Below are 24,231 nucleotides of genomic sequence, written 5' to 3'. Positions count from 1 at the left end.
AGGGCGTTTGCGGAACAGCGCGGTTCAGGCGCTCCGTTCCAGGCATTCGGGGCCCGCCAGGCGGGCCGTCCAGTCTTCAACCACGCCACTGGTGAGGCGTTGCGCGGCGGTCTTGCGCCAGCGCAGGGAGAGCGCGTCGCAGGCCATCATCAGGCGCAGTCCGGTGCGCTCCAGCGGATGGCCGAAGTACCAGTCCAGCAGGCTCGACACGCTCAGTTGCGGGTAGTGTCGCTGCACCAGTTCCAGCGGCGCGTCGGCGGCGACCATGCCGGAACGACGGACCCGGTAGAACCAGCCGCAGCGCCCCTGCTCCTGCACCTCGAAAGGCAGCTCGGGCAGGTTCCAGCGGCGCGCCAGGCGATAGCTCGGCGAGCGCGGCTGGCTCACTTCGATCAGCGCCTCGCCCCAGCGGAACAGGTCGCCGATGCACACCTCATGTTCGTTGAGGCCGAAGGTCGACAGGTTCTCGCCGAAGGCCGGCTGTCGCCAGCGCGTCTGCGGATGCTGCTTGCGCCAGTGGCGGTAGTGCTCGGCCGGGTAATGGTGCAGTGCGCGGTCCAGGCCGCCGTCGCGGCGCAGGTCGGCCCGTGCGTCCCCCGGCAGCCCTTCGGCGCCGAGCCAGACTTCCTGGTGCGCTTCGAGCTTGTCGATGTCGCTGAGCAGACCTCCCCAGCTTTCTTCGACTTTGCCTATGAAAACGCCCTGGATGACGATGCTTTCCACCTTTGTCTACCCATCTGAGACAGCGGACAAGCGCTAGAGTAGTGGCCTGGATAGCCGACTATCCATTTCGATTTTCCAGTTTCGTTGATAAGCAGACCTTATGGATTTTCGCCAGCTCCGCTATTTCGTCGCACTCTACGAGGAGGGCCACGTCGGGCGCGCCGCCGAACGCCTGGCGATTTCCCAGCCGGCGCTGTCGCAGCAGATCCGCCAGCTGGAGCAGAACCTCGAGGTGGCGCTGTTCCAGCGCAGCGGCAAGCGCCTGCTGCCGACCGCCGCCGCGCATACCCTGTACAACCACGCGGTGCCGCTGCTGGAGGGCCTGGAGCGCGCCCGCGAGGCGTTGCGCGGCTTCCGCGGGCAGAGTCCGCGCAGCCTGACCATCGGCGTGCTGCAGACGGTCAACGCCACCCTGGTGCCGCGCCTGGTGGAGCGCCTGCATGCCGCGCGACCGCATGTGCAGGTGCGCATCTACGAATTGTCGGGGGTGGAGATCGAACGGCGCCTGCTGGCCGGCCAGCTGGATATCGGCATCGGCTTCCTGCCGCCGCGCCAGCCGGCGCTGCATGGCGTCGAGCTATACCAGGACGAGTTGCAGCTGGTGATCCCGGCGGATCATCCGCTGAAGGACTTCAGGAAAGTCTCGCTGGCCCAGGCCGCGGAGTTGCCGATGCTGCTGCTGGGCGAGGAGTTCCGCGGCCGGCAGATCTGGCAGGAGCAACTCGCGGCCATCGGCCGGCGGCCAAGGGTGCAGGCCGAGCTGAACCACATGAGCGGCATCCTCGACAGCCTGCCGCAGAGCCGCTTCGCCACCGTGCTGCCCGGCCGCGCACGGCAGATGAACGGGCATCCGGACCTGCTGTGGAAGCCGCTGAGCGAGCCGCGCATTCCGCTGAGCGTGGGGCTGGTCTACCGCGATGCGCAACGCCAGCTGCCGACGGTGGACCTGCTGCGGTCGTTGCTGGATGGGGCGGTGTGACGGCCTCCTGCCGAGAGGCTCTTGTAGGAGCGGATCTCATCCGCGAATCCGGCCGTCAGGCCGGCGGTTGGATGTTGCACCGCTATCGCGGTGATCGCGGAGAAGCTCCGCTCCTACGAGAGCGGCCGCCGCGCTGGACAGGAATCGCAGGCAAGAAAAAACCCCGCTTCTTTCGAAGCGGGGTTTTGCAGACCGATATCCTGACGTCCGTGCTGGCCACCGTCCGTGGTGGATTCCCTGATTTCCGTGTTGTCGTTGGCGCTTCCTGCGCAATGTCCTGACTGGAAATAAGGTTAACCGCGTCAGGAGGTTTCAGACAGACGCCGATCACCACCAGCGTTTGTAAGCCTAGGCTTACACAAATTCGTGATAGTCCGGTTACGAAACGGCATGACCCGCCATAAGAAAAGCCCCGCCGGAGCGGGGCTTTTTTCGTGGCGCTTAGAACTGCGCGGCGTCCAGCAGGTACAGCGATTCGCTACCGGCCTTCACCGAGGCGCTCAGGGAGTGGATGCGCGGCAGCAGGCGGGCGAAGTAGAAGCGCGCGGTGCCGAGCTTGCTGGCGTAGAACTCGTCCTGGCCTTCCTTGCCCAGCGAGGCACGGGCCATCAGCGCCCACATGTAGGCGTAGGCGGTATAGCCGAAGACCTGCAGGTACTCGACCGACGCGGCGCCGATCTCGTTGGGATTGCCCTTGGCGCGGTCCAGAACCCAGGCGGTCAGCTCGTCCAGGTTCTGCACTGCGGCGTTCAGCGGCGCGGTGAACTCGGCCAGCTCGGCGGAGGCCGAGGCGCTGAAGGCGCGGATCTCGTCGGTGAACAGCCTGGCGTAGGCGCCGCCGCTGCCGACGATCTTGCGGCCCATCAGGTCCAGCGCCTGGATGCCGTTGGTGCCTTCGTAGATCTGGGTGATGCGGCAGTCGCGCACCAGCTGCTCCTGGCCCCACTCGCGGATGAAGCCGTGGCCGCCGAAGACCTGCTGGCCGTGGACGGTGGTTTCCAGGCCCATGTCGGTGAGGAAGGCCTTGGCCACCGGGGTCAGCAGGGCGACCAGTTCCTCGGCGCGCTTGCGGGTGGCGGGTTCTTCGCTGTACTTGGCGGTGTCCAGCTGCATGGCGACGTAGCTGGAGAAGGCGCGGCCGCCTTCGTTCAGCGCCTTCATGGTGAGCAGCATGCGGCGCACGTCGGGGTGGACGATGATCGGGTCGGCGGCCTTGTCTTTCGCCACCGGGCCGGTCGGCGCGCGGCTCTGGATGCGCTCGCGGGCGTATTCCACGGCGCTCTGGTAGGAGCGCTCGCCGGTGGCCAGGCCCTGGATGCCGACGCCCAGGCGCTCGTAGTTCATCATGGTGAACATGGCGGCCAGGCCCTTGTTCGGCGCGTCGACGATCCAGCCGGTGGCGCCGTCGAAGTTCATCACGCAGGTGGCCGAGGCCTTGATGCCCATCTTGTGCTCGATGGAGCCGCAGGACACGGCGTTGCGCTCGCCCAGGGAGCCGTCGTCGTTGACCATCACCTTGGGCACCAGGAACAGCGAGATGCCCTTGGAGCCGGCCGGCGCGTCGGGCAGCTTGGCCAGCACCAGGTGGATGATGTTCTCGGCCAGGTCGTGTTCGCCGCCGGTGATGAAGATCTTGGTGCCGGAAATCCTGTAGCTGCCGTCAGCCTGCGGTTCGGCCTTGGTGCGGATGATGCCCAGGTCGGTGCCGGCGTGCGGCTCGGTCAGGCACATGGAGCCGGTCCAGACGCCGGCGTACATGTTCGGCAGGTACTTGGCCTTGAGTTCTTCGCTGGCGTGGGCGTTCAGCGACAGGCAGGCGCCGGCGGTCAGCATCGGGTAGAGGCCGAAGGACAGGTTGGCCGAGTTGACCATTTCCTCGACCTGCGCGGAGATCACTTTCGGCATGCCCATGCCGCCGAATTCCGGCGCGCCGCCCACGCCCACCCAGCCGCCTTCGGCGTAGGTGCGGTAGGCCTCGGGGAAGCCGGCCGGGGTCTTCACGCCGGCGGCGCTCCAGCTGCAGCCTTCCTCGTCGCCGCTGCGGTTCAGCGGGGCGATCACGCCGCCGGTGACCTTGCCGGCCTCTTCGAGGATCGCGGACGCGGTCTCGGCGTCGACGGTCTCGGCCAGGGCCGGCAGTTCGGCCCAGAGTTTGGCGACCTCGAAGACCTCATTGAGGACGAATTGCATGTCGCGCAGGGGAGCTTTGTAGTCAGCCATGATGAATCCTCGAACGAAAACGACGGCTGATCAGCCAGCCAGCGGTATCAGAATAGGAGGTACACGAAGGTACGCCGCCGGAGTTTACTCCAACAACTTTCAAGACATTAAGCGTCATGATGTGACCGTTCAACTATAGATTGGTCACGATTTGTAGTGCAAACGCGGAGGCCCGCGCGGGGCGGGCCTCCGGCTCTGGCGCGGGGATTACAGGGCGAACTGCTCGGCCGACAGGCGCATCAGCACCTCGGAACCGGCTTCCGCCGCCGCCACGTGGGCCCGCGCGCGGGGCAGCAGGCGGCTGAAGTAGAACTCGGCGGTGGCCAGCTTGGCTTCGTAGTAGGCCGCCTCGCCGGCGCCCTCCTCCCGCTTCTGCTGGGCGACCAGGGCCATGCGCAGCCAGAAGTAGCCGAGGGTGACGTAGCCGGAGAACATCAGGTAGTCCACCGAGGCGGCGCCGACTTCGTCGGGGTTCTTCATCGCGGCCAGGCCGACCTTCTGGGTCAGTTCGCCCCACTGTTTGTTCAGCGCCGCCAACTGGGCGACCTGGGCCTTCAGCTGCGGGTGCCCGGCGTGCTGCTGGCAGAGCTGGTGGACCAGCTTGGTGAAGCCCATCAGCAGCTTGCCCTGGCTGCCAAGGACCTTGCGGCCGAGCAGGTCCAGCGCCTGGATGCCGTTGGTGCCCTCGTAGATCGGCGCGATGCGGCAGTCGCGCACCAGCTGCTCCATGCCCCACTCGCGGATGAAGCCGTGGCCGCCGAACACCTGCATGCCGATGTTGGTGACTTCGAGCCCCGTCTCGGTCATGAACGCCTTGCAGATCGGCGTGAGGAAGGCCAGCAGGCTGGCGGCGCGCTCGCGCTCCTCGGCGTCGTCGGAGAGGTGCTCGATGTCCAGCAGCTGCGCGGTGAAGTAGGCCAGCGCGCGGTTGCCTTCGTTGAACGCCTTCATGGTCAGCAGCATGCGGCGCACGTCCGGGTGGACGATGATCGGGTCGGCCGGCTTTTCCGGCGCCTTCGGGCCGGTCAGCGAGCGCATCTGCAGGCGGTCCCGGGCGTAGCGCACCGCACCCTGGTAGCTGGTCTCGCCGAGGCAGAGGCCCTGCATGCCGGTGCCCAGGCGCGCGTGGTTCATCATGGTGAACATGCAGGCCAGGCCCTTGTTGGCCTCGCCGATCAGGTAGCCGGTCGCGCCGTCGAAGTTCATCACGCAGGTGGCCGAGGCCTTGATGCCCATCTTGTGTTCGATGGAGCCGCAGGCCACGGCGTTGCGCGCGCCGGCCTCGCCGTGCGCAGCGACGAGGAACTTCGGCACGATGAACAGCGAGATGCCGCGGGTGCCGGCCGGCGCGTCGGGCAGCTTGGCCAGCACCAGGTGGATGATGTTCTCGCTCATGTCGTGCTCGCCGGCGGAGATGAAGATCTTGGTGCCGGTGATCGCGTAGCTGCCGTCGGCGTTGGGCACGGCGCGGGTCTTGATGATGCCGAGGTCGGTGCCGCAGTGCGGTTCGGTCAGGCACATGGTGCCGGTCCAGACGGCGCTGGTCATGCGCGGCAGGTAGGTGCTCTTCTGCTCCTCGCTGCCGTGGGCGTGGATGGCCGCCATGGCGCCCTTGGTCAGGCCGGGGTACATGCCCCAGGAGCAGTTGGACGCGCCGATCATCTCGCTGACCAGCAGGCCGAGGGACGGCGGCAGGCCCTGGCCGCCGTAGGCCGGGTCGCTGGAGACGCCGTTCCAGCCGGCCTCGACGTACTGCGCGAAGGCTTCCTTGAAGCCCTTGGGCGTGGTCACCACGCCGTTGTCGAAGTGGCAGCCTTCCTCGTCGCCGGAACGGTTCAGCGGGGCGATGACCTGCTCGCAGAACTTGGCGCCCTCGTCGAGGATGGCGGCGAACATGTCCGGGGTGGCGTCGGTGGCGCCGAGGGCTGCGTAGCGGCCGGTGAAGTCGAAGACTTCGTCGGTGAGGAAGCGCACGTCGCGCAGGGGGGCCTTGTACTCGGGCATCGCGAATCTCCGTTCGGTTCGGGGCGCCAGCGCGGCGCGGAAACCTCGAACCTAACGGCGCCCGCAGGCGCGGACAATCACGCTGCACGCGCTGAATGCGCGGTCATAACCGTCCGCGGCGGCTCAGGCGGTGCGCACCGCGCCCCGGCGCGCCTGCCCGTGCACGGCCACGCGGTTGCGCCCGCCGCTCTTGGCCGAGTAGAGCGCCTCGTCGGCGCCCTTGATGACCTCTTCCGGACTGCGCCGCTCGCCGTCGCGCTCGGCGACGCCGACGCTGATGGTCACCGAGACCGTCCGGGCGGCCTTGCCGCCTCGCCTGCCGCGCCCCTGGCGGTCGTCCCTGGGCCGGCTGCCGCTGTCGCGCAGGTGCATCGCGTACTGTTCGATGGCCTGCCGTACCGCCTCCAGGTGCGGCAGGCACTGCTCCACCGACTTGCCGGAGAACACCAGGGTGAATTCCTCGCCGCCGTAGCGGTACGCCTTGCCGCCCCCGCCGGTGCGCCGCAACTGTCCGGCGACCATGCGCAGCACCTGGTCGCCGACGTCGTGGCCGTGGCTGTCGTTGAATTTCTTGAAGTGGTCCACGTCGACCATCGCCAGCACGTACTGCTGGCCCAGGCGCTGGAAACGCTCGTTCAGCGCGCGGCGCCCGGGCAGACCGGTGAGCTCGTCGCGGAAGGCCATCTGGTACGCCTCGTGGGCCACGGCGCCGGCCAGGGTGAGCATCACCAGGCTGGTCATCACGGTGAGCGCGTGGGGCAGGATGAACACCTTCGGCAGCATCCACAGCAGGCCGAGCAGCCCCGCCAGTTGCGCGGCGTGCAGCGGGCGCGGCTGGCGCAGGTAGGCGGCGGCCAGGGCGACGAAGGCGAGGCCGAAGCCGCAGTAGGACAGCTGCGCCAGGCTCATCCAGCGGCCATGCAGCGCCGGCCAGTAGACGTCGCTGAGCAGTTCCGCCAGGCCCTGCGGAAAGCGCTGCGCCAGCGCGGTCGCCACCGTCGCCACGATCAGCAGGACGGCGCCGCGGGCCAGCAGGTCCTGCAGCAGGTGCATGCGCTCCTGCCAGATGCCGTACATGCCGTAGAGCAGCGGCAGCAGCACGCTGCACAGGTGGAACACCAGCGCCGCGTCCGGCCGCGTCACGTGCTGGGCGCGGAAGTAGTCGACCTGGGTATCGAGCAGGAAGTAGGCGACATACACCACCACCAGCATGAACAGCTGGCGCTGGCGGCCGTAGACCATGCACAGGGCGCCGCCGAGCAGCAGCGACAGGGTCGGCAGGACGTTGAACAGCGAGGTGAAGAATTCGGACAGTCCGTCCAGGGAACCGGCGGCGATGCCGGCCGGGATCAGCAGCAGGGGCGTGAGGAAGTGGCTGAGCCGGTAGGGGGCCGTGGGTCGCACAGGGGGTTCCGAAGCGTTGGCGCCGGACGCGGGATCAGCCGGCCGGAAAGTGGCCTAATAATGGCACCTTCCGAAAATATTTGTGTGGCGGCGGACACGAAAAAGCCCGCCTTGCGGCGGGCTCCTTCGACGATCAGCGAGCGGGGCCGGATCAGTAACCGAGGGCGAAATCTTCCTCGGCCATGTCCATCAGGTTGCTCGCACCGGACAGCATCGAACCGACGTGCGCGCGGGTGCGCGGCAGGATGCGCTGGAAGTAGAAGCGCGCGGTCTTCAGCTTGGCCTGGTAGAAGGCCTCTTCGCTGGTACCGGCAGCCAGCTTCTCGGCGGCCAGGCGCGCCATGTCGGCCCAGAAGTAGGCCAGGCAGGCGTAGCCGGAGTACATCAGGTAGTCCACCGACGCGGCACCGACTTCCTCGCGGTCCTTCATGGCGGCCATGCCGACCTTCATGGTCAGCTCGCCCCACTCCTTGTTCAGCGCGGCCAGCGGTGCGACGAATTCCTTCACGGCGTCGTTGGCTTCGTTGGCCTGGCAGAACTTGTGCACGATCTTGGTGAAGCCCTTGAGCGCTTCGCCCTGGGTCATGAGGATCTTGCGGCCCAGCAGGTCCAGGGCCTGAACGCCGGTGGTGCCTTCGTACAGCATGGAGATACGGCTGTCGCGGACGTTCTGTTCCATGCCGTGCTCGGCGATGAAGCCGTGGCCGCCGTAGATCTGCACGCCGTGGTTGGCGGCTTCGAAGCCCACTTCGGTCATGAACGCCTTGGCGATCGGCGTGAGGAAGGCCAGCATCGCGTCAGCGGCTTTCTTCTGCTCTTCGTCCTGGCTGCGCTGGACGATGTCCACCTGCTTGGCGGCGAAGTACAGCATGGCGCGGTTGCCTTCGGCGAACGCCTTGGCGGTCAGCAGCATGCGGCGCACGTCCGGGTGCACGATGATCGGGTCGGCGGGCTTCTCCGGTGCTTTCGGGCCGGTCAGCGAACGCATCTGCAGACGCTCGCGGGCGTAGGCGATGCCACCCTGGAAGCCGACTTCGGCGTGGGCCAGGCCCTGCAGGGCGGTACCCAGGCGAGCGGTGTTCATGAAGGTGAACATGCAGTTCAGGCCCTTGTTCGGCGGGCCGATCAGGAAGCCGGTGGCGGCGTCGAAGTTCATCACGCAGGTGGCGTTGCCGTGGATGCCCATCTTGTGCTCGATGGAGCCACAGGACACGGCGTTGCGCTCGCCCACGCCGCCTTCGGCATTGGGCAGGAACTTCGGCACGATGAACAGCGAGATGCCCTTGGTGCCCTGCGGGGCGTCGGGCAGGCGGGCCAGCACGATGTGGACGATGTTGCCGGCCATGTCGTGTTCGCCGGCGGAGATGAAGATCTTGGTGCCGGTGACCTTGTAGGTGCCGTCGGCCTGCGGCTCGGCCTTGGTGCGCAGCATGCCCAGGTCGGTGCCGCAATGCGGCTCGGTCAGGCACATGGTGCCGGTCCACTCGCCGGAAACCAGCTTGGTCAGGTAGGTGTGCTGCTGCTCCGGGGTGCCGTGGGCGCTCAGGGTGTTCATGGCGCCGTGGGACAGGCCCGGGTACATGCCCCAGGACCAGTTGGCCTGGCCGACCATCTCGCTGATGGCCATGCCGAGGGATTCGGGCAGACCTTGGCCGCCGTGCTCGACGTCATGGGCCAGGCTCGGCCAGCCGCCTTCGACGAACTGCTGGTAGGCTTCCTTGAAGCCGGTCGGGGTCTTCACGCCTTCCGGGCTCCACTTGCAGCCTTCCAGGTCGCCGACGCGGTTCAGCGGAGCGATCACCTGTTCGCAGAACTTCGCACCCTCCTCGAGGATGGCATTGACCATGTCCGGGGTGGCGTCCTGGGCACCCGGCAGGTTCTGGTAGTGTGCTTCGTAGCCCAGCAGCTCGTCGCGAACGAAACGGATATCACGCAAGGGGGCCTTGTAATCAGGCATAGCGGTAACCTCTACGAAGGGTTCTGGTTAATGGGCGACCGGTCGTTGCGGTCGCAGTGCGGGATCGTTCCCGGCCGCCCAGTCGGTGCGCGCGGGCTTCCCGACAGTCAAACAGGCGTTTGAAACATACGTTTACGCCCTACCCTTGTCAAGCACCCAGACCGACCGCCCGGTCACGCCCGCAGGGCTACCCGCCGGACGCTTTCGCGCCACCGTCCTGCTGTTGATTAAAGCCCATGGCAGAGCGGCCGGCGTGTCGCGAGGACAGCCGGCGGGGCGGGAAGAAAATAGCGGAGTGAGCTGACCGTCAGGCGCGGATGTCGATGAGCGTGCCGAGCGTTTCGTCGGCGGCCTGGATGACCTTGGCGCCGGCCTCGACCTCGTGCTGGCCGCGGCGCAGATCGATCAGATGGTCCGCCAGGGCATCGCTGGAGGCGGTGCCGGCAGCGGCGATCCCGGCGCCGGCCTGGTCGACGCGGCGCTGGCCGGCCTGGACCGAGCCCAGGCCCGCGGCGAATGCATTACCGGAGATTTCCATCAGGGGTCTCCCAAACCAGAAGCGGCCAATAGCCATCATTCAAGCAGACTTCCGCGCGCCAGGCCAGATGCCGTTACAGGTCGAGGATGCTCAGGTCCAGGTGCGCGGCGACGGTCGCCGGTGTCGCCGGCGCCAGCCGCGGCACGCGGCCGACGCAGGGCGCCGGCAGGCGTTCGGCGAGGGTCGCGAGGTTCTCCTCCAGGCGCGAGGTGTGCGGATCGACGATGTTCGCCACCCAGCCGGCCAATTGCAGGCCGTCGCGCTGGATCGCCTCGGCGCTGAGCACCGCATGGTTGATGCAGCCCAGGCGCACGCCGACCACCAGGATCACCGGCAGGTCGAGGGCGATCGCCAGGTCCGACAGGCTCTCCTCCCCCGACAGAGGCACCCGCCAGCCGCCGGCGCCTTCCACCACGCTGAACTCGGCGCCAAGCGCCAGCACCGAGCGCACCGGGCCGCTCAGCGCGGCGACATTCAGCTTCACCCCACGCTCCCGCGCGGCGAGGTGCGGGGCGATGGCCGGTTCGAAGGCGAAGGGGTTCACCTGGTCGTAGGCCAGCGGCAGGCTGCATTCAGCCAGCAGGGCCAGCGCGTCGCCGTTGCGCAGCCCCTCGGGCGTCCGTTCGCAGCCGGAGGCCACCGGCTTGGACGCCGCCGTGGACAACCCGGCCAGCCGCGCCGCATGGAGCAGGCCGGCGGCGATGGTGGTCTTGCCGACTTCGGTGTCGGTGCCGGTGATGAAATAGGCGTTGGGCATGATCACCTCGGTGCTCTTTCTATGCAGGAGCGGAGCTTCTCCGCGATGCTTTTCCGGCGAATCCTCTGGAATGCTCGCGGACAAGGTCCGCTCCTACAGGGAAAACGGTTTGCGCAGGACGGCATAGACCACCCGGTAGGTCGCCGGCAGCCCCTGGGGCTGCCGGAACCGTTCATAGGCGGCGATCAGCGCGCGCACCCGCTCGCGTCCGGTCAGCCCGCCGGGCCGGCCGGGGTTGAGGTTGTGCGCGCCGAGCGCCTTGAGTTCATGGGTCAGGCTGCGCAGGCCGGGGAAATGCAGGACGCGGTCCTCGGCGCGCAGCTCCAGCACCTCCAGCCCGCTGGCGGCGCAGTGCCGCTGGTAGTCCTCGAAGGCGCGGAAGCGGTTCACATGGACGAAGCCATCCACCGCCTCCCAGGCGTTCCGCAGTTCGCCCAGGGTGCCGATGCACAGGCTGCTGAAGGCCAGCACGCCGCCGGGGCGCAGCACGCGGCGCGCCTCGCCCAGCACCGCCGGCAGGTCGGCGCACCATTGCAGCGCCAGGCTGGAGAACAGCAGGTCGCCGGCCCCGTCGCGCAGCGGCAGGTGCTCGGCATCGCCACCGATGAAATGTTCCGCGCCGCCCTGCTCGCGGGCATGGCGCAGCATGCCTTCGGCGATGTCGACGGCCAGCCCCGGCGCCTGTGGATAACGCGCCGCCAGTGCCCGGGTGAAATGCCCGGTGCCGCAGCCCAGGTCGATCCAGCGCTGCGGCGCGGCTTCCGGCAGCAGCTCCAGCAGGCGGCCGCCGACCGCGCGTTGCAGGTCGGCCACCGCATCGTAGGTCGCTGCGGCGCGGGAGAAGGAAGCGGCCACCTGACGCTTGTCAGGCAGCGCGCTCGAACGGCGTTCAGGCATCGTCGCCCTCGTGGATGAATCGGAGGATCGCGCCGGCCACTTCGTCCGGCTGCTCCAGCGGCAGGCCGTGGCTGGCGCCAGGCACCTGCACCACCTCGACGTCCGGCAGCCATTCCAGCAGGGCGTCGGCGGCGCCGGCCGGCACCAGCGCGTCGTTGCCGGCGAACAGGTGCAGCTGCGGGCCAGGGTAGCGGCCCAGGGCGGCGCGGGTATCGAGCTGGCCGAGCAGTTGCAGGCCGGCGGTCAGGCCTTCGACGTCCAGCTGCGGCAGCGCCACTTGCAGCTGCCGCGCCAGGGTGCGGGCGTCGCGCGCGCCCTGGCTGACCAGCAGGGTGAAGCGCTTGCGCACCAGCTGCGGCTCCAGCAGGAAGGCCTCGAAGAAGTCCTCGAACACCTCGCCCGCCATGGCCTCGGACCAGTCCTCGCGGCGGCGGAAGCAGGGGTTGGCGGCCAGGGTGATCAGCCCCCGGCAGGACTCGCCACGGCGCGCCGCCAGCTCGGCGGCGAGCATGCCGCCCAGCGACCAGCCGGCGATCCAGACGTCGTGGGGGACGTTGTCGTCCAGCTCGTCAAGCCAGACGCCCGGGTCGGCGTCGGTCGGCAGCGGCTCGATCTGCACGTTCAGGTGCGGCGCCTGCTCCAGCAGCGCATCGCGCAGCGGCTCCAGCGGCGCGCTGCCCAGGCCCCAGCCGGGCAGCAGGATCAGTTGGTCACGCATCGTCGCCCTCCTCGGCATCGATTTCTGCCAGCAGGCTGGACGACACCCGCTGCCAGCCTTCGGCCAGCGCCACCAGCAGGCGGTCGACCTGGGCCTCGCTGTGCAGCGCGGAGAGCGTCACGCGCAGGCGCGCGGTGCCGGCCGGCACGGTGGGCGGGCGGATGGCGCCGACCAGGATGCCGCGCTCGCGCAGCGTCCCCGCCAGGGCCATGGCCTGGCGGCTGCCGCCGATGAGGATCGGCTGGATCGGCGTCGGGCTGTCCATCAGGCGCAGGCCGAGGGCCTCGGCACCGGCGCGGAAGCGGGCGATCAGGGTGTTCAGGTGCTCGCGGCGCCAGCTTTCGGCGCGCAGCAGCTCCAGGCTCTTCAGCGTGGCGCAGGCCACGGCGGGCGGCTGGCTGGTGGTGTAGATGTAGGGCCGGGCGAACTGGATCAGCGTCTCGATCAGCTCCTCGCTGCCGGCGACGAAGGCGCCGGCGGTGCCGAAGGCCTTGCCGAGGGTGCCGACCAGCACGGGCACGTCGTCGAGCCCCAAGCCGAAGTGCTCGACGATGCCGCCGCCGTTGGCGCCCAGCGGGCCGAAGCCGTGGGCGTCATCGACCATCACCCAGGCGCCCTGCTTCCGCGCCGTCGCGCAAAGGGCGGGCAGGTCGGCGAGATCGCCGTCCATGCTGAACACGCCGTCGGTCACCACCAGGGTGCTGCCTTCGGCCTTGTCCAGGCGCGCGGCGAGGCTGGCGGCGTCGTTGTGCAGGTAGCGCGAGAAGCGCGCGCCGGAGAGCAGGCCGGCATCCAGCAGCGAGGCGTGGTTGAGGCGGTCCTCCAGCACGCTGTCGCCCTTGCCCACCAGGGCGGTGACGGCGCCGATATTGGCCATGTAGCCGGTGGAGAACAGCAGCGCGCGCGGGCGGCCGGTGAACTCGGCGAGCGCCAGCTCCAGCTCGTGGTGCGGGCCGCAGTGGCCGTTGACCAGGTGCGAGGCGCCACCGCCCACACCCCAGCGCTCGGCGCCGGCGCGCATTGCGGCGATCACCTCGGGGTGACTGGCCAGGCCCAGGTAATCGTTGGAGCAGAAGGCCAGCATCGGCTGGCCATCGATGACCACGTCCGGCCCCTGCGGGCTCTGCAGCAGCGGACGCTGGCGGTAGAGGTCGTCCGCCCTGCGCTGGGCAAGGCGGGCGGTGAGATCGAAAGACATACGCAACCCCGAATCGGCGGCGGCCCTCCGGGTGGAGAGCCTGTAGAAGCGAGCTTGCTCGCGAACGTCACTCCCCGATGGCTCGGAGTACTGGACGGTTCGCGAGCAAGCTCGCTCCTACAAGAAAAGCAGATCAGGCCGAAGCCGCGTTGTAGAACAGCTGGGAATCGCGTTGTTCCACCAGCGCCTGCTCGATGGCGGCCTGGTGCACTTCGTCGGCGTGCTCCTCGCGTTCCTCGGGCTTGATGCCCAGGCGCGCGAACAGCTGCATGTCCTTCTCCGCCTGCGGGTTGGCGGTGGTCAGCAGCTTCTCGCCGTAGAAGATCGAGTTGGCGCCGGCCATGAAGGCCAGGGCCTGCATCTGCTCGTTCATCTGCTCGCGGCCGGCGGACAGGCGCACGTGGGATTTCGGCATGAGGATCCGGGCCACGGCCAGGGTGCGGATGAAGTCGAACGGATCGACGTCCTTCTCCTCGGCCAGCGGGGTGCCCTTGACCTTGACCAGCATGTTGATCGGCACCGATTCCGGGTGCTCGGGCAGGTTGGCCAGCTGGATCAGCAGGCCGGCGCGGTCGTCCAGCGACTCGCCCATGCCGAGAATGCCGCCGGAGCAGATCTTCATCCCCGCCTCGCGCACGTAGGCCAGGGTCTGCAGGCGCTCGCCGTAGGTGCGGGTGGTGATGATGTTGCCGTAGAACTCCGGCGACGTATCGAGGTTGTGGTTGTAGTAGTCCAGGCCCGCTTCGGCCAGCGCCAGGGTCTGCTCCTGGGTCAGCTTGCCGAGGGTCATGCAGGTTTCCAGGCCGAGGCGCTTCACGCCCTTGACCATCTCCAGCACGTAGGGCATGTCCTTGGCCGACGGGTGCTTCCACGCCGCGCCCATGCAGAAGCGGGTGGAGCCGATGGCCTTGGCCTCCGCCGCCGCCTCCAGCACCTTCTGCACTTCCATCAGCTTTTCCTTGTCCAGGCCGGTGTTGTAATGGCCGGACTGCGGGCAATATTTGCAGTCTTCCGGGCAGGCGCCGGTCTTGATCGACAGCAGGGTGGAAACCTGCACGCGGTTCGGATCGAAGTGCGCGCGGTGCACGGTCTGCGCCTGGAACAGCAGGTCGTTGAAGGGCTGTTCGAACAGGGCGCGGACTTCGGCAAGGGTCCAGTCGTGGCGGGTTACGTGGGCTGCGGTGGCACTCATGGAGGATTTCCTTTCGACGCTGTCGAGGGCGCCTTCTTGTCAGGCTGTTCATTTCAGAATCGGGGCGGCACGCCACCTGGATTCAGGCTAAAGGCATCATATTGGGAGCTGTGACGCTGTCAACCAGCGATGCGATACAGGTCGACAAATGATCATTTATCGACCAGCTCATTCTTCATCCGCCACGCTCCTCTGAACCTGGCGGCCAGCAGACCGTTCCAATCCAGCAGGACATTCAGGAGTCACCCCCAGATGGGCACAGAAGGATTCTTCGACAACCTCGGCCAGATGGTCGGCAAGGCCATTCGCTTCATCATCGACCTGCTGTCGGGGATATTCGGCGGCCTGTGGCGCGCCATGGACGACTTCTTCCACGGCCTGGCCCGCGCCGTCGGAATCGACGTCTCGATCTTCAGCTTCGTCCTGCTCTTCCTCGGCCTGCTGCTGCTCTACAGTGGCATCCGCGCCTTCCTGCGGCGCTCGATCTTCGGCGGGCTGGTGTGGACGCTGCTGGGACTGCTGGTCCTGAGCTGGCTGATCCACTGATGCCCGCCGCCCATGGAGGGGCGCAATGCGGTTACCTCGATGGCGCCCCGTCTGGTGGCGCCCACCTGTGCGATGCCTGCTGTGCGGCGCGACGGCGGAGCAGCCCGGCCTGCCGCTGTGCCCCGGCTGCGACGACGACCTGCCCTGGCTCGCCGGGCACTGCGCGATCTGCGCCCTGCCGCTGCCGGTCGCCGGCCTCGCCTGCGGCCAGTGCCTGCGCCGCGCGCCCGCCTTCCAACGCGTGGAAACGCCGCTGCGCTACGGCTTCCCCGTCGACACGCTGATCACCCGCTTCAAGCACCAGGGCAACGCGCCCTGCGGCCGGCTGCTCGCGCAGTTGCTGGCGCGTCACCTGGCGCACGCCTTCGACGAGGGCCTGCCGCGTCCGGAGCGCCTGCTGCCCGTGCCGCTGTCGCGCCAACGCGAACGCCAGCGCGGCTTCAACCAGGCCGCCCTGCTGGCCGATTGGCTGGCCGCGCCGCTGGGCCTGCCGGTGGATGACCGGCTGCTCCGGCGTATCCGCGACACCCCGGCGCAGCAGGGCCTGGACGCCGCCACGCGGCAGCGCAACCTGCGCCACGCCTTTGCCCTGGCCGACGACGCCAGGGTCGACGGCCTGCACCTGGCGCTGGTGGACGACGTGCTGACCACCGGCGCCACCGCCCGGTCAATCGCCCGCCAGTTGCGCCGGGCCGGCGCCCGGCGGGTCGACGTCTACTGCCTGGCGCGCACCCCGGCCCCGGAATAGACCGCTGCTGATCCGCATTCCTGACAACTGCCCCTTGCGTTTTGCCGGTCGGCGACGGAGCCTCGCCGCATACCAATAAGCAGTCGCCAGACCATGACCACCCTCAGCCTGCTGACCCAGCACGTCACCCGCCGTCCGCAACGCATCGCCCTGCTGGCGCAGATCGCCCAGCTCGGCTCCATCACCCACGCCGCCAAGGCCGCCGGGATGAGCTACAAGACCGCCTGGGACGCCATCGACGAGCTCAACAACCTCTCCGACCGGCCGCTGGTGGAACGCAGCGTCGGCGGCAAGGGCGGCGGCGGCGCGCGCCTGACCGCCGACGGCGAGCGCCTGCTGGCGCTCTACCAGCGCCTGGAAGCCCTGCGCGAGCACATCGTCGAGCACGTCGAGCAGCAGGCCGACCTGGAACTGATCGGCCGCCTGATGATGCGCACCAGCGCGCGCAACCAGCTGCACGGGCACGTCTGCGCCATCGAGGCCGCCGGGCTCAACGACCTGGTGTGCATCGAGCTGCCCGGCGGCGCGCGCATCCAGGCGCGGATCACCCGCGAGAGCACCGAGAAGCTGGAGCTGCACGACGGCCAGCCGGTGGTGGCGCTGATGAAGGCCGGCTGGCTGTACCTCGACCTGCCGCACATCCCCTGCCCGGACGGGCTGAACGCGCTGGAAGGGCGCATCGACGACATCCACGAAGCCGACGACGGCCCCAGCGAGGTGCGCATCCAGTTGCCCGGCGGGCAGATGCTCTGCGCGCTGACCGACCCCGAGCGCATCGAGGCCCTCGGCCTGAGGCCCGGCACCCGGGTCCGCGCGCAGTTCTCCCCGGCCCAGGTGATCCTCGGCACGCCGCTGTAGTTTCCCTGCCGCCTGTCGAGCCGCAGCCGACCGGTGCCGCACGCCCCGGCCACGCCCGGTCTCGATGACCTGAAACAACAGGACTGCAACGAACACTGAGACCGGGCGCTGGCAGGGGTACACTAGGCGGCCTGCACACTGCCCGGATCGTCGCCATGTCCCATCCCTTCTCCGCCCTCACGCCCGACCTGGTTCTGGATGCGGTGGAAAGCATCGGCTTCCTCAGCGACGCCCGCGTGCTGGCGCTGAACAGCTACGAGAACCGCGTCTACCAGGTGGGCATCGAAGACAGCGAACCGCTGATCGCCAAGTTCTACCGCCCGGGGCGCTGGAGCAACGAGGCAATCCTCGAGGAGCACGCCTACGCCGCCGAACTGGCCGAATGCGAAGTGCCGCTGGTGGCCCCGCTGGTGCACGAGGGCAAGACCCTGTTCGAACACGCCGGCTTCCGCTTCACCCTGTTCCCCCGCCGCGGCGGCCGCGCGCCGGAGCCCGGCAACCTCGACCAGCTCTATCGCCTCGGCCAGCTGCTCGGGCGCCTGCACGCGGTCGGCGCCAGCCGCCCGTTCGAGCACCGCGAGGCGCTGACGGTGGATAACTTCGGCCACCAGTCCCTGGCCACCCTGCTGGAAGGCGACTTCATCCCGAAAAGCCTGCTGCCGGCCTACGAGTCCGTGGCCCGCGACCTGCTGAAGAAGATCGACGAGCTGTACGCGCGCGTCAGCTACACGCCCATCCGCATGCACGGCGACTGCCACCCCGGCAACCTGCTGTGCCGCGACGAGGTGTTCCACGTCGTCGACCTCGACGACTGCCGCATGGGCCCCGCCGTACAGGACCTGTGGATGATGCTCGCCGGCGAACGCCAGGACCGCCTCGGACAGCTCTCCGAGCTGGTCGACGGCTACCAGGAATTCCACGACTTCGACCCGCGCGAGCTGCCGCTGATCGAAGGCCTGCGCGCCCTGCGCCTGATGCACTACAGCGCCTGGCTGGCGCGGCGCTGGGACGACCCGGCGTTCCCGCCGAGCTTCCCCTGGTTCGGCAGCGAGCGCTACTGGGGCGACCAGGTGCTGGTGCTGCGCGAGCAACTGGCGGCTCTGGACGAGGAGCCGCTGCGGTTGTTCTGAGTGCCCGCAGTTCGTCATTGCCAGCCAGGAGTCGCACAAGGATTTCCACCTGACTCTTCGTAGGATGGCGTGGAGCGAAGCGATACCCATCGACCAACCGCTGCATCGGCGGCATGGGTATCGCTTCGCTCCACCCCTCCTACGGGCAGCCAACGACAGTTGCTCCTGACACGGCGTAAAGCCAGCGTTACGCACATGCACCGATATCCACGCATCGGCCACCGCCCCGGCACAGACAAGCCCGAGCGTGCGCCCTAGAATGGTGCGCCCACTCACCAGCTGCCTAATCAAGGATGTTCCATGGCTACCGCCAACCCCCGCCGGGGCTACGCCCTGGGCCTGACGGCCTATGTCATCTGGGGACTCTTCCCGATCTACTTCAAGCTGCTCGAACGCATTCCCGCCCTGGAAATCATCACCCACCGCGCCATCTGGTCCGCGGGGTTCGGCGCCCTGGCCCTGCTGGTCTGGAAGCATCCCGGCTGGTGGCGCGAGCTGCGCGAGAACCCGAAACGCCTCGCCGTGCTCGGCGCCAGCGGCATGCTGATCGCCAGCAACTGGCTGGTCTACGTCTGGGCGGTGAACAACGGGCACATGATCGAGGCCAGCCTGGGCTACTACATCAACCCGCTGATCAACGTGCTGCTCGGCCTGGTGATCCTGCGCGAGCGCCTGCGCCCGCTGCAGTGGGTCGCCGTGGCGCTCGCCGCGCTCGGCGTGGCCCAGCAGCTGTGGCAGCTGGGCAGCCTGCCCTGGGTGTCGCTGGCGCTGGCGCTGACCTTCGGCTTCTACGGGCTGATCCGCAAGCAGGCGCCGGTCGCCGCGCTGCCGGGGCTGGTGGTGGAAACCTGGATGCTGCTGCCGCTGGCCCTGGGCTGGCTGCTGCTGTTCGCCGACGGCCCGAGCACCCATGCCGAATTCTGGACCACCGGCGATGCGCTCTGGCTGGCCGCCGCCGGCCCGATCACCCTGGTGCCGCTGGTGTGCTTCAACGCCGCCGCGCGCCACCTGCCCTACGCCACCCTGGGCTTCCTGCAATACCTGGCGCCGACCCTGGTGCTGCTGCAGGCGATCCTGCTGTTCGGCGAGCACCTGGACAGCACCCGCCTGATCTCCTTCGGCTGCATCTGGCTAGCGCTGGTGGTGTACAGCGTGGACATCTGGTACCGCCTGTCCCGCGACAGCTGATCATTTATTGAGCGCAACACCGGAAGCCCCGGCTCACGGGGCTTTCAGCAAACCACCAGCAGACTATCCACAGCCCTATCCCGTGCAGACGGGGATAAGCGCGCCGCCCGCGCCGTTATCCCCAGTCGCGCTGCCCGAGCGCCGATCGGCCAGTCGAGCAGCACGCCAATCGATCACTTTTCGATCAAACAACCGGAAGCAGCGCCATTCCTGGGATACAGCCGGATTCCCAGCGCTTTTCCACAGGCGCATCCCCGCTTGCTGTGAATGTCCACGGCATCGCTGGCCAGTACGTGGACAACCCGGCCAAAGCCACAAGGCAAAAGGCCTTCAGCCATCCATCAACGGCCTTTCCACAGACTCATCCAGAGGTTTTGTGCACAGCGGCTGGACGAGGCATCACCCTCGTACGGCGGCCGAACGAACCGAGCAGAAAACGATCAACCCCGCCAAAGCCATGAATTCACTGGCCTCCAGGTATTTATCAACAGAAAGCTCACGGGACGATCCACGCGATCTGTGCACAGCCGTGGCTGTTGACCGTGGATAACAGGATGCGACTACAGGCCAGTTAGAACGGGCTCCCTGCGACTCCATTCACAGATCGCCCACAGGTTTACCCACAAGAGGCGGATAAACGGCGGACGAATCATTCCCCGTTGTGGAAATTCATCTCCACCATCAGGTCGTCCGCCAGTTCCTCCAGGCGGCTTTGCAGGACCTCCAGCGGCAGGGTCAGCGGCACCGCCAGCAACGCCTCGGCGTGGAACAGCGGCTCGCTGCTCATCGGCGCCGGCAGGACTTCGGTGGTCAGGCGCTCCAAGTTCACGCCATGTTCGCTGAGCAGGCGGGTGATGTCGCGGACGATGCCCGGACGATCGTTGCCGACCAGGTCCAGGTGGATCGGCTTCCAGTTGCACGACGGCTCGATGCCGCTCTCCGCCAGCAGCACGCGGATACCGTGGGCCGACAGGCCCTGCAGGCCTTCGACCAGCTCGTCGTAGCCTTCGGCGGGAACCGCCACCCGCAGGATGCCGGCGAACTGCCCGGCCATGCGCGACATGCGGCTTTCCAGCCAGTTGCCGCCGTGGGCGGCGATGCACTGGGCGATGCGCTCCACCAGGCCGGGCTGGTCCGGGGCGATGACCGTGAGAACGAGGTGATCCATGGGGCAACCTCCGTCAGGCGGAAAGATCCAGCCAGTAGGTGTAGAACTTCTCGTCACGCCGGTAGCCCAGGCGCTCGTAGAGCGACTGGCCGGCGCGGTTGGTCTTTGCCGTTTCCAGCTGCATGCCGCAGGCGCCGCTGGCCTCGGCATGGGCACGGGCGGCGTTCATCAGCGCCTCGCCATAGCCGTCGCGGCGCGCGGCCGGCATCACGTAGAGGTCGCTGACCAGCCAGGCCGGCTGCAACAGCAGCGAGGCGAAGAACGGATAGAGCTGGACGAAGCCCACGGCCAGGCCATCGATGCTGCGGGCGATGAACACGCAGGATTCGTCCCGCTCGATGCGCGCCTGGAGGAAACCGCGGATCGCCGCATGGGGCGCCGGTACTTCGTAGAAGTCGAGGTAGCCGGAGAACAGCGGCACCAGGTCGTCGAGATCGGCGGGGGTGGCAAGCGTCACGGACATGCGGGATTCTCCAGGGCGGAGAATGCAGTATAGGCAGGGCCGGCTAAGCTGGCTGCGACGGGGCGCCACGGATACGCCGCCGGATTATACGTGTACAGTTTTAAGATTTATCTGGAACAATCCATGAAGTTTTTGAGAACATAAAAGGCGCTACGTGACTGATATGCGTACTTTGGTCTAACCGCGACGCAAGCCCCCTGATTTTTCCCACGGCATCATGTAGTATTCCGCGGCCCGGACTACAAGGCGTTTTGCCTGTGTCCCGAGCTGGTCCTGAGCAGAGTGAGGCAAGCAATGACTGAACGCGTTCAAGTCGGTGGCCTGCAGGTCGCCAAAGTCCTGATCGACTTCGTTAACAACGAAGCCATTCCCGGCACCGGCGTCGACGCCGGCAAGTTCTGGGCGGGTGTGGAAGCCGTGATCAACGATCTGGCTCCCAAGAACAAAGCCCTGCTCGCCAAGCGCGACGACCTCCAGGCGAAGATCGACGGCTGGCACCAGGCCCGCGCCGGTCAGCCGCATGACGCGGCCGCCTACAAGGCCTTCCTGCAGGAAATCGGCTACCTGCTGCCGGAAGCGGCCGACTTCCAGGCCAGCACCCAGAATGTCGACGAAGAAATCGCCCGCATGGCCGGCCCGCAGCTGGTGGTGCCGGTGATGAACGCGCGCTTCGCCCTGAACGCCTCAAACGCCCGCTGGGGCTCGCTGTACGACGCACTGTACGGCACCGACGCGATCAGCGAGGAGAACGGCGCCGAGAAGGGCAAGGGCTACAACAAGGTCCGCGGCGACAAGGTGATCGCCTTCGCCCGCGCCTTCCTCGATGAGGCCGCCGCGCTGGAATCCGGCTCCCACGTCGACGCCACCGCCTACGCGGTGAAGAACGGCGCGCTGGCCGTGACCCTGAAGAACGGCAGCGAGACCGGCCTGAAGAACGCCGCCCAGCTCGTCGGCTTCCAGGGCGACGCCGCCAAGCCCGCGGCCGTGCTGCTCAAGCACAACGGCCTGCACTTCGAAATCCAGATCGATCCGGCCAGCCCGATCGGCCAGACCGACGCCGCTGGCGTGAAGGACGTCCTGATGGAGTCCGCGCTGACCACCATCATGGACTGCGAAGACTCCGTGGCCGCCGTCGACGCCGACGACAAGGTCGTGGTCTACCGCAACTGGCTGGGCCTGATGAAAGGCGACCTGGCCGAGTCCGTGACCAAGGGCGGCAGCACCTTCACCCGCACCATGAACCCGGACCGCGTCTACACCAAGGCCGACGGCTCCGAGATCACCCTGCACGGCCGCTCCCTGCTGTTCGTGCGCAACGTCGGCCACCTGATGACCAACCCGGCGATCCTCGACGCCCAGGGCAACGAAGTGCCCGAAGGCATCCAGGACGCCCTGTTCACCGGCCTGACCGCGCTGCACAACCTCAACGGCAACACCAGCCGCAAGAACAGCCGCACCGGCAGCGTCTACATCGTCAAGCCGAAGATGCACGGCCCGGAGGAAGTGGCCTTCGCCGCCGAAATCTTCAGCCGCGTCGAAGACGTGCTGGGCATGCCGCGCAACACCATGAAGGTCGGCATCATGGACGAGGAGCGCCGCACCACCGTCAACCTGAAGGCCTGCATCAAGGCCGCCGCCGAGCGCGTGGTGTTCATCAACACCGGCTTCCTCGACCGCACCGGTGACGAGATCCACACCTCCATGGAAGCCGGCGCCATGGTGCGCAAGGGCGCCATGAAGACCGAGAAGTGGATCGGCGCCTACGAGAACAACAACGTCGACGTCGGCCTGGCCACCGGCCTGCAGGGCAAGGCGCAGATCGGCAAGGGCATGTGGGCCATGCCGGACCTGATGGCCGCCATGCTCGAACAGAAGATCGGCCACCCGCTGGCCGGCGCCAACACCGCCTGGGTGCCGTCGCCGACCGCCGCCACCCTGCACGCGCTGCACTACCACAAGGTCGACGTGTACGCCCGCCAGGCCGAACTGGCCAAGCGCGCGCCGGCCTCGGTGGACGACATCCTGACCATTCCGCTGGCACCGAACACCAACTGGAGCGCGGAAGAGATCAAGAACGAGGTGGACAACAACGCCCAGGGCATCCTCGGCTACGTGGTCCGCTGGATCGACCAGGGCGTCGGCTGCTCCAAGGTGCCGGACATCAACGACATCGGCCTGATGGAAGACCGCGCCACCCTGCGCATCTCCAGCCAGATGCTGGCCAACTGGCTGCGCCACGGCGTGATCACCCAGGAGCAGGTGCTGGAAAGCCTCAAGCGCATGGCCGCGGTGGTCGACCGGCAGAACGCCAGCGACCCGCTGTACCGCCCGATGGCGCCGAACTTCGACGACAACGTGGCCTTCCAGGCCGCGCTGGAACTGGTCGTCGAGGGCACCCGACAGCCCAACGGCTACACCGAGCCGGTCCTGCACCGCCGCCGCCGCGAGTTCAAGGCAAAGAATGGTCTGTAAGGACTTCGCGCCGCGATGAAAAAACCGCCCCTCGGGGCGGTTTTTTCATGGTCGCCCGCGGGCGGCCTCGTGCGCTCGACGTGCCGGCGGCCAGCGGGGGTTCGCGCATGTCGGTCGTCCGGTGGAATGCAGGGGCCCGATTGTAGATCGCCGGCGGCTTCAGCGCCGCAGTTCGCCCCAGACCACGCTGGCATCGTCGTGGATCTTCAGGCGCGGATGCTCCAGCGCCTGGCCGTCGGCGGACTCCAGCGCCCGCAGCTCGTCGATCAGCGCCTCGACGCCGCGCGCCGGCAGCGCCTCGAACAGCCCGGCGAGCCCGTAGCGGCGGAATTCCAGCAGGCGGTCGAAGCCGTCGGTCACCAGCATGAACGCCTTCAGCCGCGCGGGATCGAGCACCCGGCGCTGCACGTGCGCCAGCCAGCGATCGGTCGGGTCGAGCACCCAGTAGCCCTGCGCCGTGTTGGCCAGCGCCCGGTTGCGCCGCACCCACTCGCGGCTGGCCTGGAACAGCTCGGCGTGGCTCCACTGCGGATGGGCCTCGCGCAGCGCCAGCAGGCGCTGCACCGACTGCCGGTCCAGTTCCTCCAGCGGCGTGTCGCCGAAGCTCTCCACGCGGCCATCGTCCCAGGCCAGGTGGATGCGGCTGTCGCACAGGTTGAGCAGCTCCAGCGCGCCGTCGTCCAGCACCCGCAGCAGGCTCAGGCAGGCGCTGGGCAGGTCCGGCCCCGGCGTGGCGGCGACGCCCGCGTCGCGCCGGAAGTCCTCGGCGATGCCCTGCTGCAGGGCCCGCAGCAGGGCCTCGGCCGGCAGCCCCGGGCGCTCCTCCAGCAGGCGCTGCAGATGGCCGCTGGCGCACTGCGCTAGCCAGCGCGCGTCGCTCTGCGCGTCCAGCAGCCCCGGCCCCAGGCTGGTGGCGCCATCGAGCACCCAGGCGGCGCGCGCGGTGTAGCCGATGGCGTCGTCGTTGACCGGCGAGCCCTGGCGGCAGGCCGCCCCCAGTAGTCGAATGGTTGTCATGCGCTTCACTCCCTCATATCGCCGATAGCCGAGCCCGGCGTACAGTCTCAATCA

At 68.0% G+C, this 24,231-nt stretch carries 21 protein-coding genes; 7 read left to right on the top strand and 14 right to left on the bottom strand.

Annotated features, from left to right (window positions below):
* Nucleotides 1–24: 24 nt before the first annotated feature.
* The gene (locus tag AC3B6A_RS02535) at nucleotides 25–723 is read right to left on the bottom strand and encodes an MOSC domain-containing protein (RefSeq protein ID WP_488400783.1); all 699 of its coding nucleotides are present in this window, start codon (nucleotides 721–723) and stop codon (nucleotides 25–27) included.
* Nucleotides 724–823: 100 nt separating this feature from the next.
* Between AC3B6A_RS02535 and AC3B6A_RS02530 the strand changes: the two genes are divergently transcribed.
* A complete protein-coding gene (locus AC3B6A_RS02530; RefSeq protein WP_488400782.1) occupies nucleotides 824–1,702 on the top strand; it encodes a LysR family transcriptional regulator in 879 nt (292 codons plus the stop codon).
* Nucleotides 1,703–2,143: 441 nt separating this feature from the next.
* Here AC3B6A_RS02530 and AC3B6A_RS02525 read toward each other — a convergent pair whose 3' ends face one another.
* The 10 genes from AC3B6A_RS02525 to bioB form a co-directional block, all read right to left on the bottom strand.
* Complete coding sequence (locus tag AC3B6A_RS02525; RefSeq protein ID WP_488400781.1) at nucleotides 2,144–3,922, bottom strand: acyl-CoA dehydrogenase C-terminal domain-containing protein; 1,779 nt, start codon at nucleotides 3,920–3,922, stop codon at nucleotides 2,144–2,146.
* Nucleotides 3,923–4,129: 207 nt separating this feature from the next.
* Entirely contained in the window at nucleotides 4,130–5,926 is a 1,797-nt protein-coding gene (locus AC3B6A_RS02520) for an acyl-CoA dehydrogenase C-terminal domain-containing protein (protein ID WP_488400780.1), read from the bottom strand.
* A gap of 123 nt (nucleotides 5,927–6,049) precedes the next feature.
* A complete protein-coding gene (locus AC3B6A_RS02515) occupies nucleotides 6,050–7,330 on the bottom strand; it encodes a GGDEF domain-containing protein (protein WP_488400779.1) in 1,281 nt (426 codons plus the stop codon).
* 151 nt (nucleotides 7,331–7,481) lie between these two features.
* Nucleotides 7,482–9,287 (bottom strand): phenylacyl-CoA dehydrogenase, encoded by a 1,806-nt coding sequence (locus tag AC3B6A_RS02510; RefSeq protein ID WP_488400778.1) that lies wholly within the window; start codon nucleotides 9,285–9,287, stop codon nucleotides 7,482–7,484.
* Between the two features lie 307 nt (nucleotides 9,288–9,594).
* Nucleotides 9,595–9,825 carry a hypothetical protein gene (locus AC3B6A_RS02505; RefSeq protein ID WP_488400777.1) on the bottom strand — a complete coding sequence of 77 codons (231 nt, stop codon included), beginning with the start codon at nucleotides 9,823–9,825 and terminating at the stop codon, nucleotides 9,595–9,597.
* Between the two features lie 73 nt (nucleotides 9,826–9,898).
* Nucleotides 9,899–10,582, bottom strand: a complete 684-nt coding sequence (gene bioD / locus AC3B6A_RS02500) for a dethiobiotin synthase (protein WP_488400776.1) — start codon at nucleotides 10,580–10,582, stop codon at nucleotides 9,899–9,901.
* Between the two features lie 93 nt (nucleotides 10,583–10,675).
* Nucleotides 10,676–11,479: a malonyl-ACP O-methyltransferase BioC gene (gene bioC, locus AC3B6A_RS02495; protein WP_488400775.1), complete on the bottom strand. Its 804-nt coding sequence runs from the start codon at nucleotides 11,477–11,479 to the stop codon at nucleotides 10,676–10,678.
* Nucleotides 11,472–12,197 (bottom strand): alpha/beta fold hydrolase, encoded by a 726-nt coding sequence (locus AC3B6A_RS02490; RefSeq protein WP_488400774.1) that lies wholly within the window; start codon nucleotides 12,195–12,197, stop codon nucleotides 11,472–11,474. The genes bioC and AC3B6A_RS02490 overlap by 8 nt, the downstream gene beginning before the upstream one ends.
* A complete protein-coding gene (gene bioF / locus AC3B6A_RS02485; RefSeq protein WP_488400773.1) occupies nucleotides 12,190–13,395 on the bottom strand; it encodes an 8-amino-7-oxononanoate synthase in 1,206 nt (401 codons plus the stop codon). The genes AC3B6A_RS02490 and bioF overlap by 8 nt, the downstream gene beginning before the upstream one ends.
* Before the next feature lie 133 nt (nucleotides 13,396–13,528).
* Nucleotides 13,529–14,587 carry a biotin synthase BioB gene (gene bioB / locus AC3B6A_RS02480; protein ID WP_488400772.1) on the bottom strand — a complete coding sequence of 353 codons (1,059 nt, stop codon included), beginning with the start codon at nucleotides 14,585–14,587 and terminating at the stop codon, nucleotides 13,529–13,531.
* Between the two features lie 252 nt (nucleotides 14,588–14,839).
* On the opposite strand from bioB, the gene AC3B6A_RS02475 reads away from it, so the two are divergent.
* From AC3B6A_RS02475 to rarD, 5 genes are all read left to right on the top strand, one after another.
* Nucleotides 14,840–15,133, top strand: a complete 294-nt coding sequence (locus AC3B6A_RS02475; protein ID WP_488400771.1) for a hypothetical protein — start codon at nucleotides 14,840–14,842, stop codon at nucleotides 15,131–15,133.
* A gap of 25 nt (nucleotides 15,134–15,158) precedes the next feature.
* Nucleotides 15,159–15,881, top strand: coding sequence for a double zinc ribbon domain-containing protein (locus tag AC3B6A_RS02470; RefSeq protein ID WP_488400770.1), 723 nt, complete (start codon nucleotides 15,159–15,161; stop codon nucleotides 15,879–15,881).
* A 93-nt stretch (nucleotides 15,882–15,974) separates the two neighbouring features.
* A complete protein-coding gene (gene modE, locus AC3B6A_RS02465) occupies nucleotides 15,975–16,739 on the top strand; it encodes a molybdenum-dependent transcriptional regulator ModE (protein ID WP_488400769.1) in 765 nt (254 codons plus the stop codon).
* A 155-nt stretch (nucleotides 16,740–16,894) separates the two neighbouring features.
* Complete coding sequence (gene srkA, locus AC3B6A_RS02460) at nucleotides 16,895–17,869, top strand: SrkA family protein kinase (RefSeq protein ID WP_488400768.1); 975 nt, start codon at nucleotides 16,895–16,897, stop codon at nucleotides 17,867–17,869.
* A gap of 300 nt (nucleotides 17,870–18,169) precedes the next feature.
* The gene (gene rarD / locus AC3B6A_RS02455; protein ID WP_488400767.1) at nucleotides 18,170–19,057 is read left to right on the top strand and encodes an EamA family transporter RarD; all 888 of its coding nucleotides are present in this window, start codon (nucleotides 18,170–18,172) and stop codon (nucleotides 19,055–19,057) included.
* 649 nt (nucleotides 19,058–19,706) lie between these two features.
* On the opposite strand, the gene AC3B6A_RS02450 is transcribed toward rarD, so the two are convergent.
* Both AC3B6A_RS02450 and AC3B6A_RS02445 read right to left on the bottom strand, forming a co-directional pair.
* On the bottom strand, nucleotides 19,707–20,225 hold the full coding sequence (locus AC3B6A_RS02450; protein ID WP_488400766.1) for a glycine cleavage system transcriptional repressor: 519 nt from the start codon (nucleotides 20,223–20,225) through the stop codon (nucleotides 19,707–19,709).
* Between the two features lie 13 nt (nucleotides 20,226–20,238).
* Nucleotides 20,239–20,688 carry a GNAT family N-acetyltransferase gene (locus AC3B6A_RS02445; protein ID WP_488400765.1) on the bottom strand — a complete coding sequence of 150 codons (450 nt, stop codon included), beginning with the start codon at nucleotides 20,686–20,688 and terminating at the stop codon, nucleotides 20,239–20,241.
* A gap of 294 nt (nucleotides 20,689–20,982) precedes the next feature.
* Here AC3B6A_RS02445 and AC3B6A_RS02440 point away from each other — a divergent pair, with 294 nt between their 5' ends.
* On the top strand, nucleotides 20,983–23,160 hold the full coding sequence (locus AC3B6A_RS02440; RefSeq protein ID WP_488400764.1) for a malate synthase G: 2,178 nt from the start codon (nucleotides 20,983–20,985) through the stop codon (nucleotides 23,158–23,160).
* Nucleotides 23,161–23,319: 159 nt separating this feature from the next.
* On the opposite strand, the gene AC3B6A_RS02435 is transcribed toward AC3B6A_RS02440, so the two are convergent.
* A complete protein-coding gene (locus tag AC3B6A_RS02435) occupies nucleotides 23,320–24,177 on the bottom strand; it encodes a protein phosphatase 2C domain-containing protein (protein WP_488400763.1) in 858 nt (285 codons plus the stop codon).
* Nucleotides 24,178–24,231 lie beyond the last annotated feature (54 nt).

The sequence above is a fragment of the Pseudomonas sp. B12(2026) genome (assembly GCF_057767015.1).
This window is presented reverse-complemented; position numbering and strand designations above follow the sequence as displayed.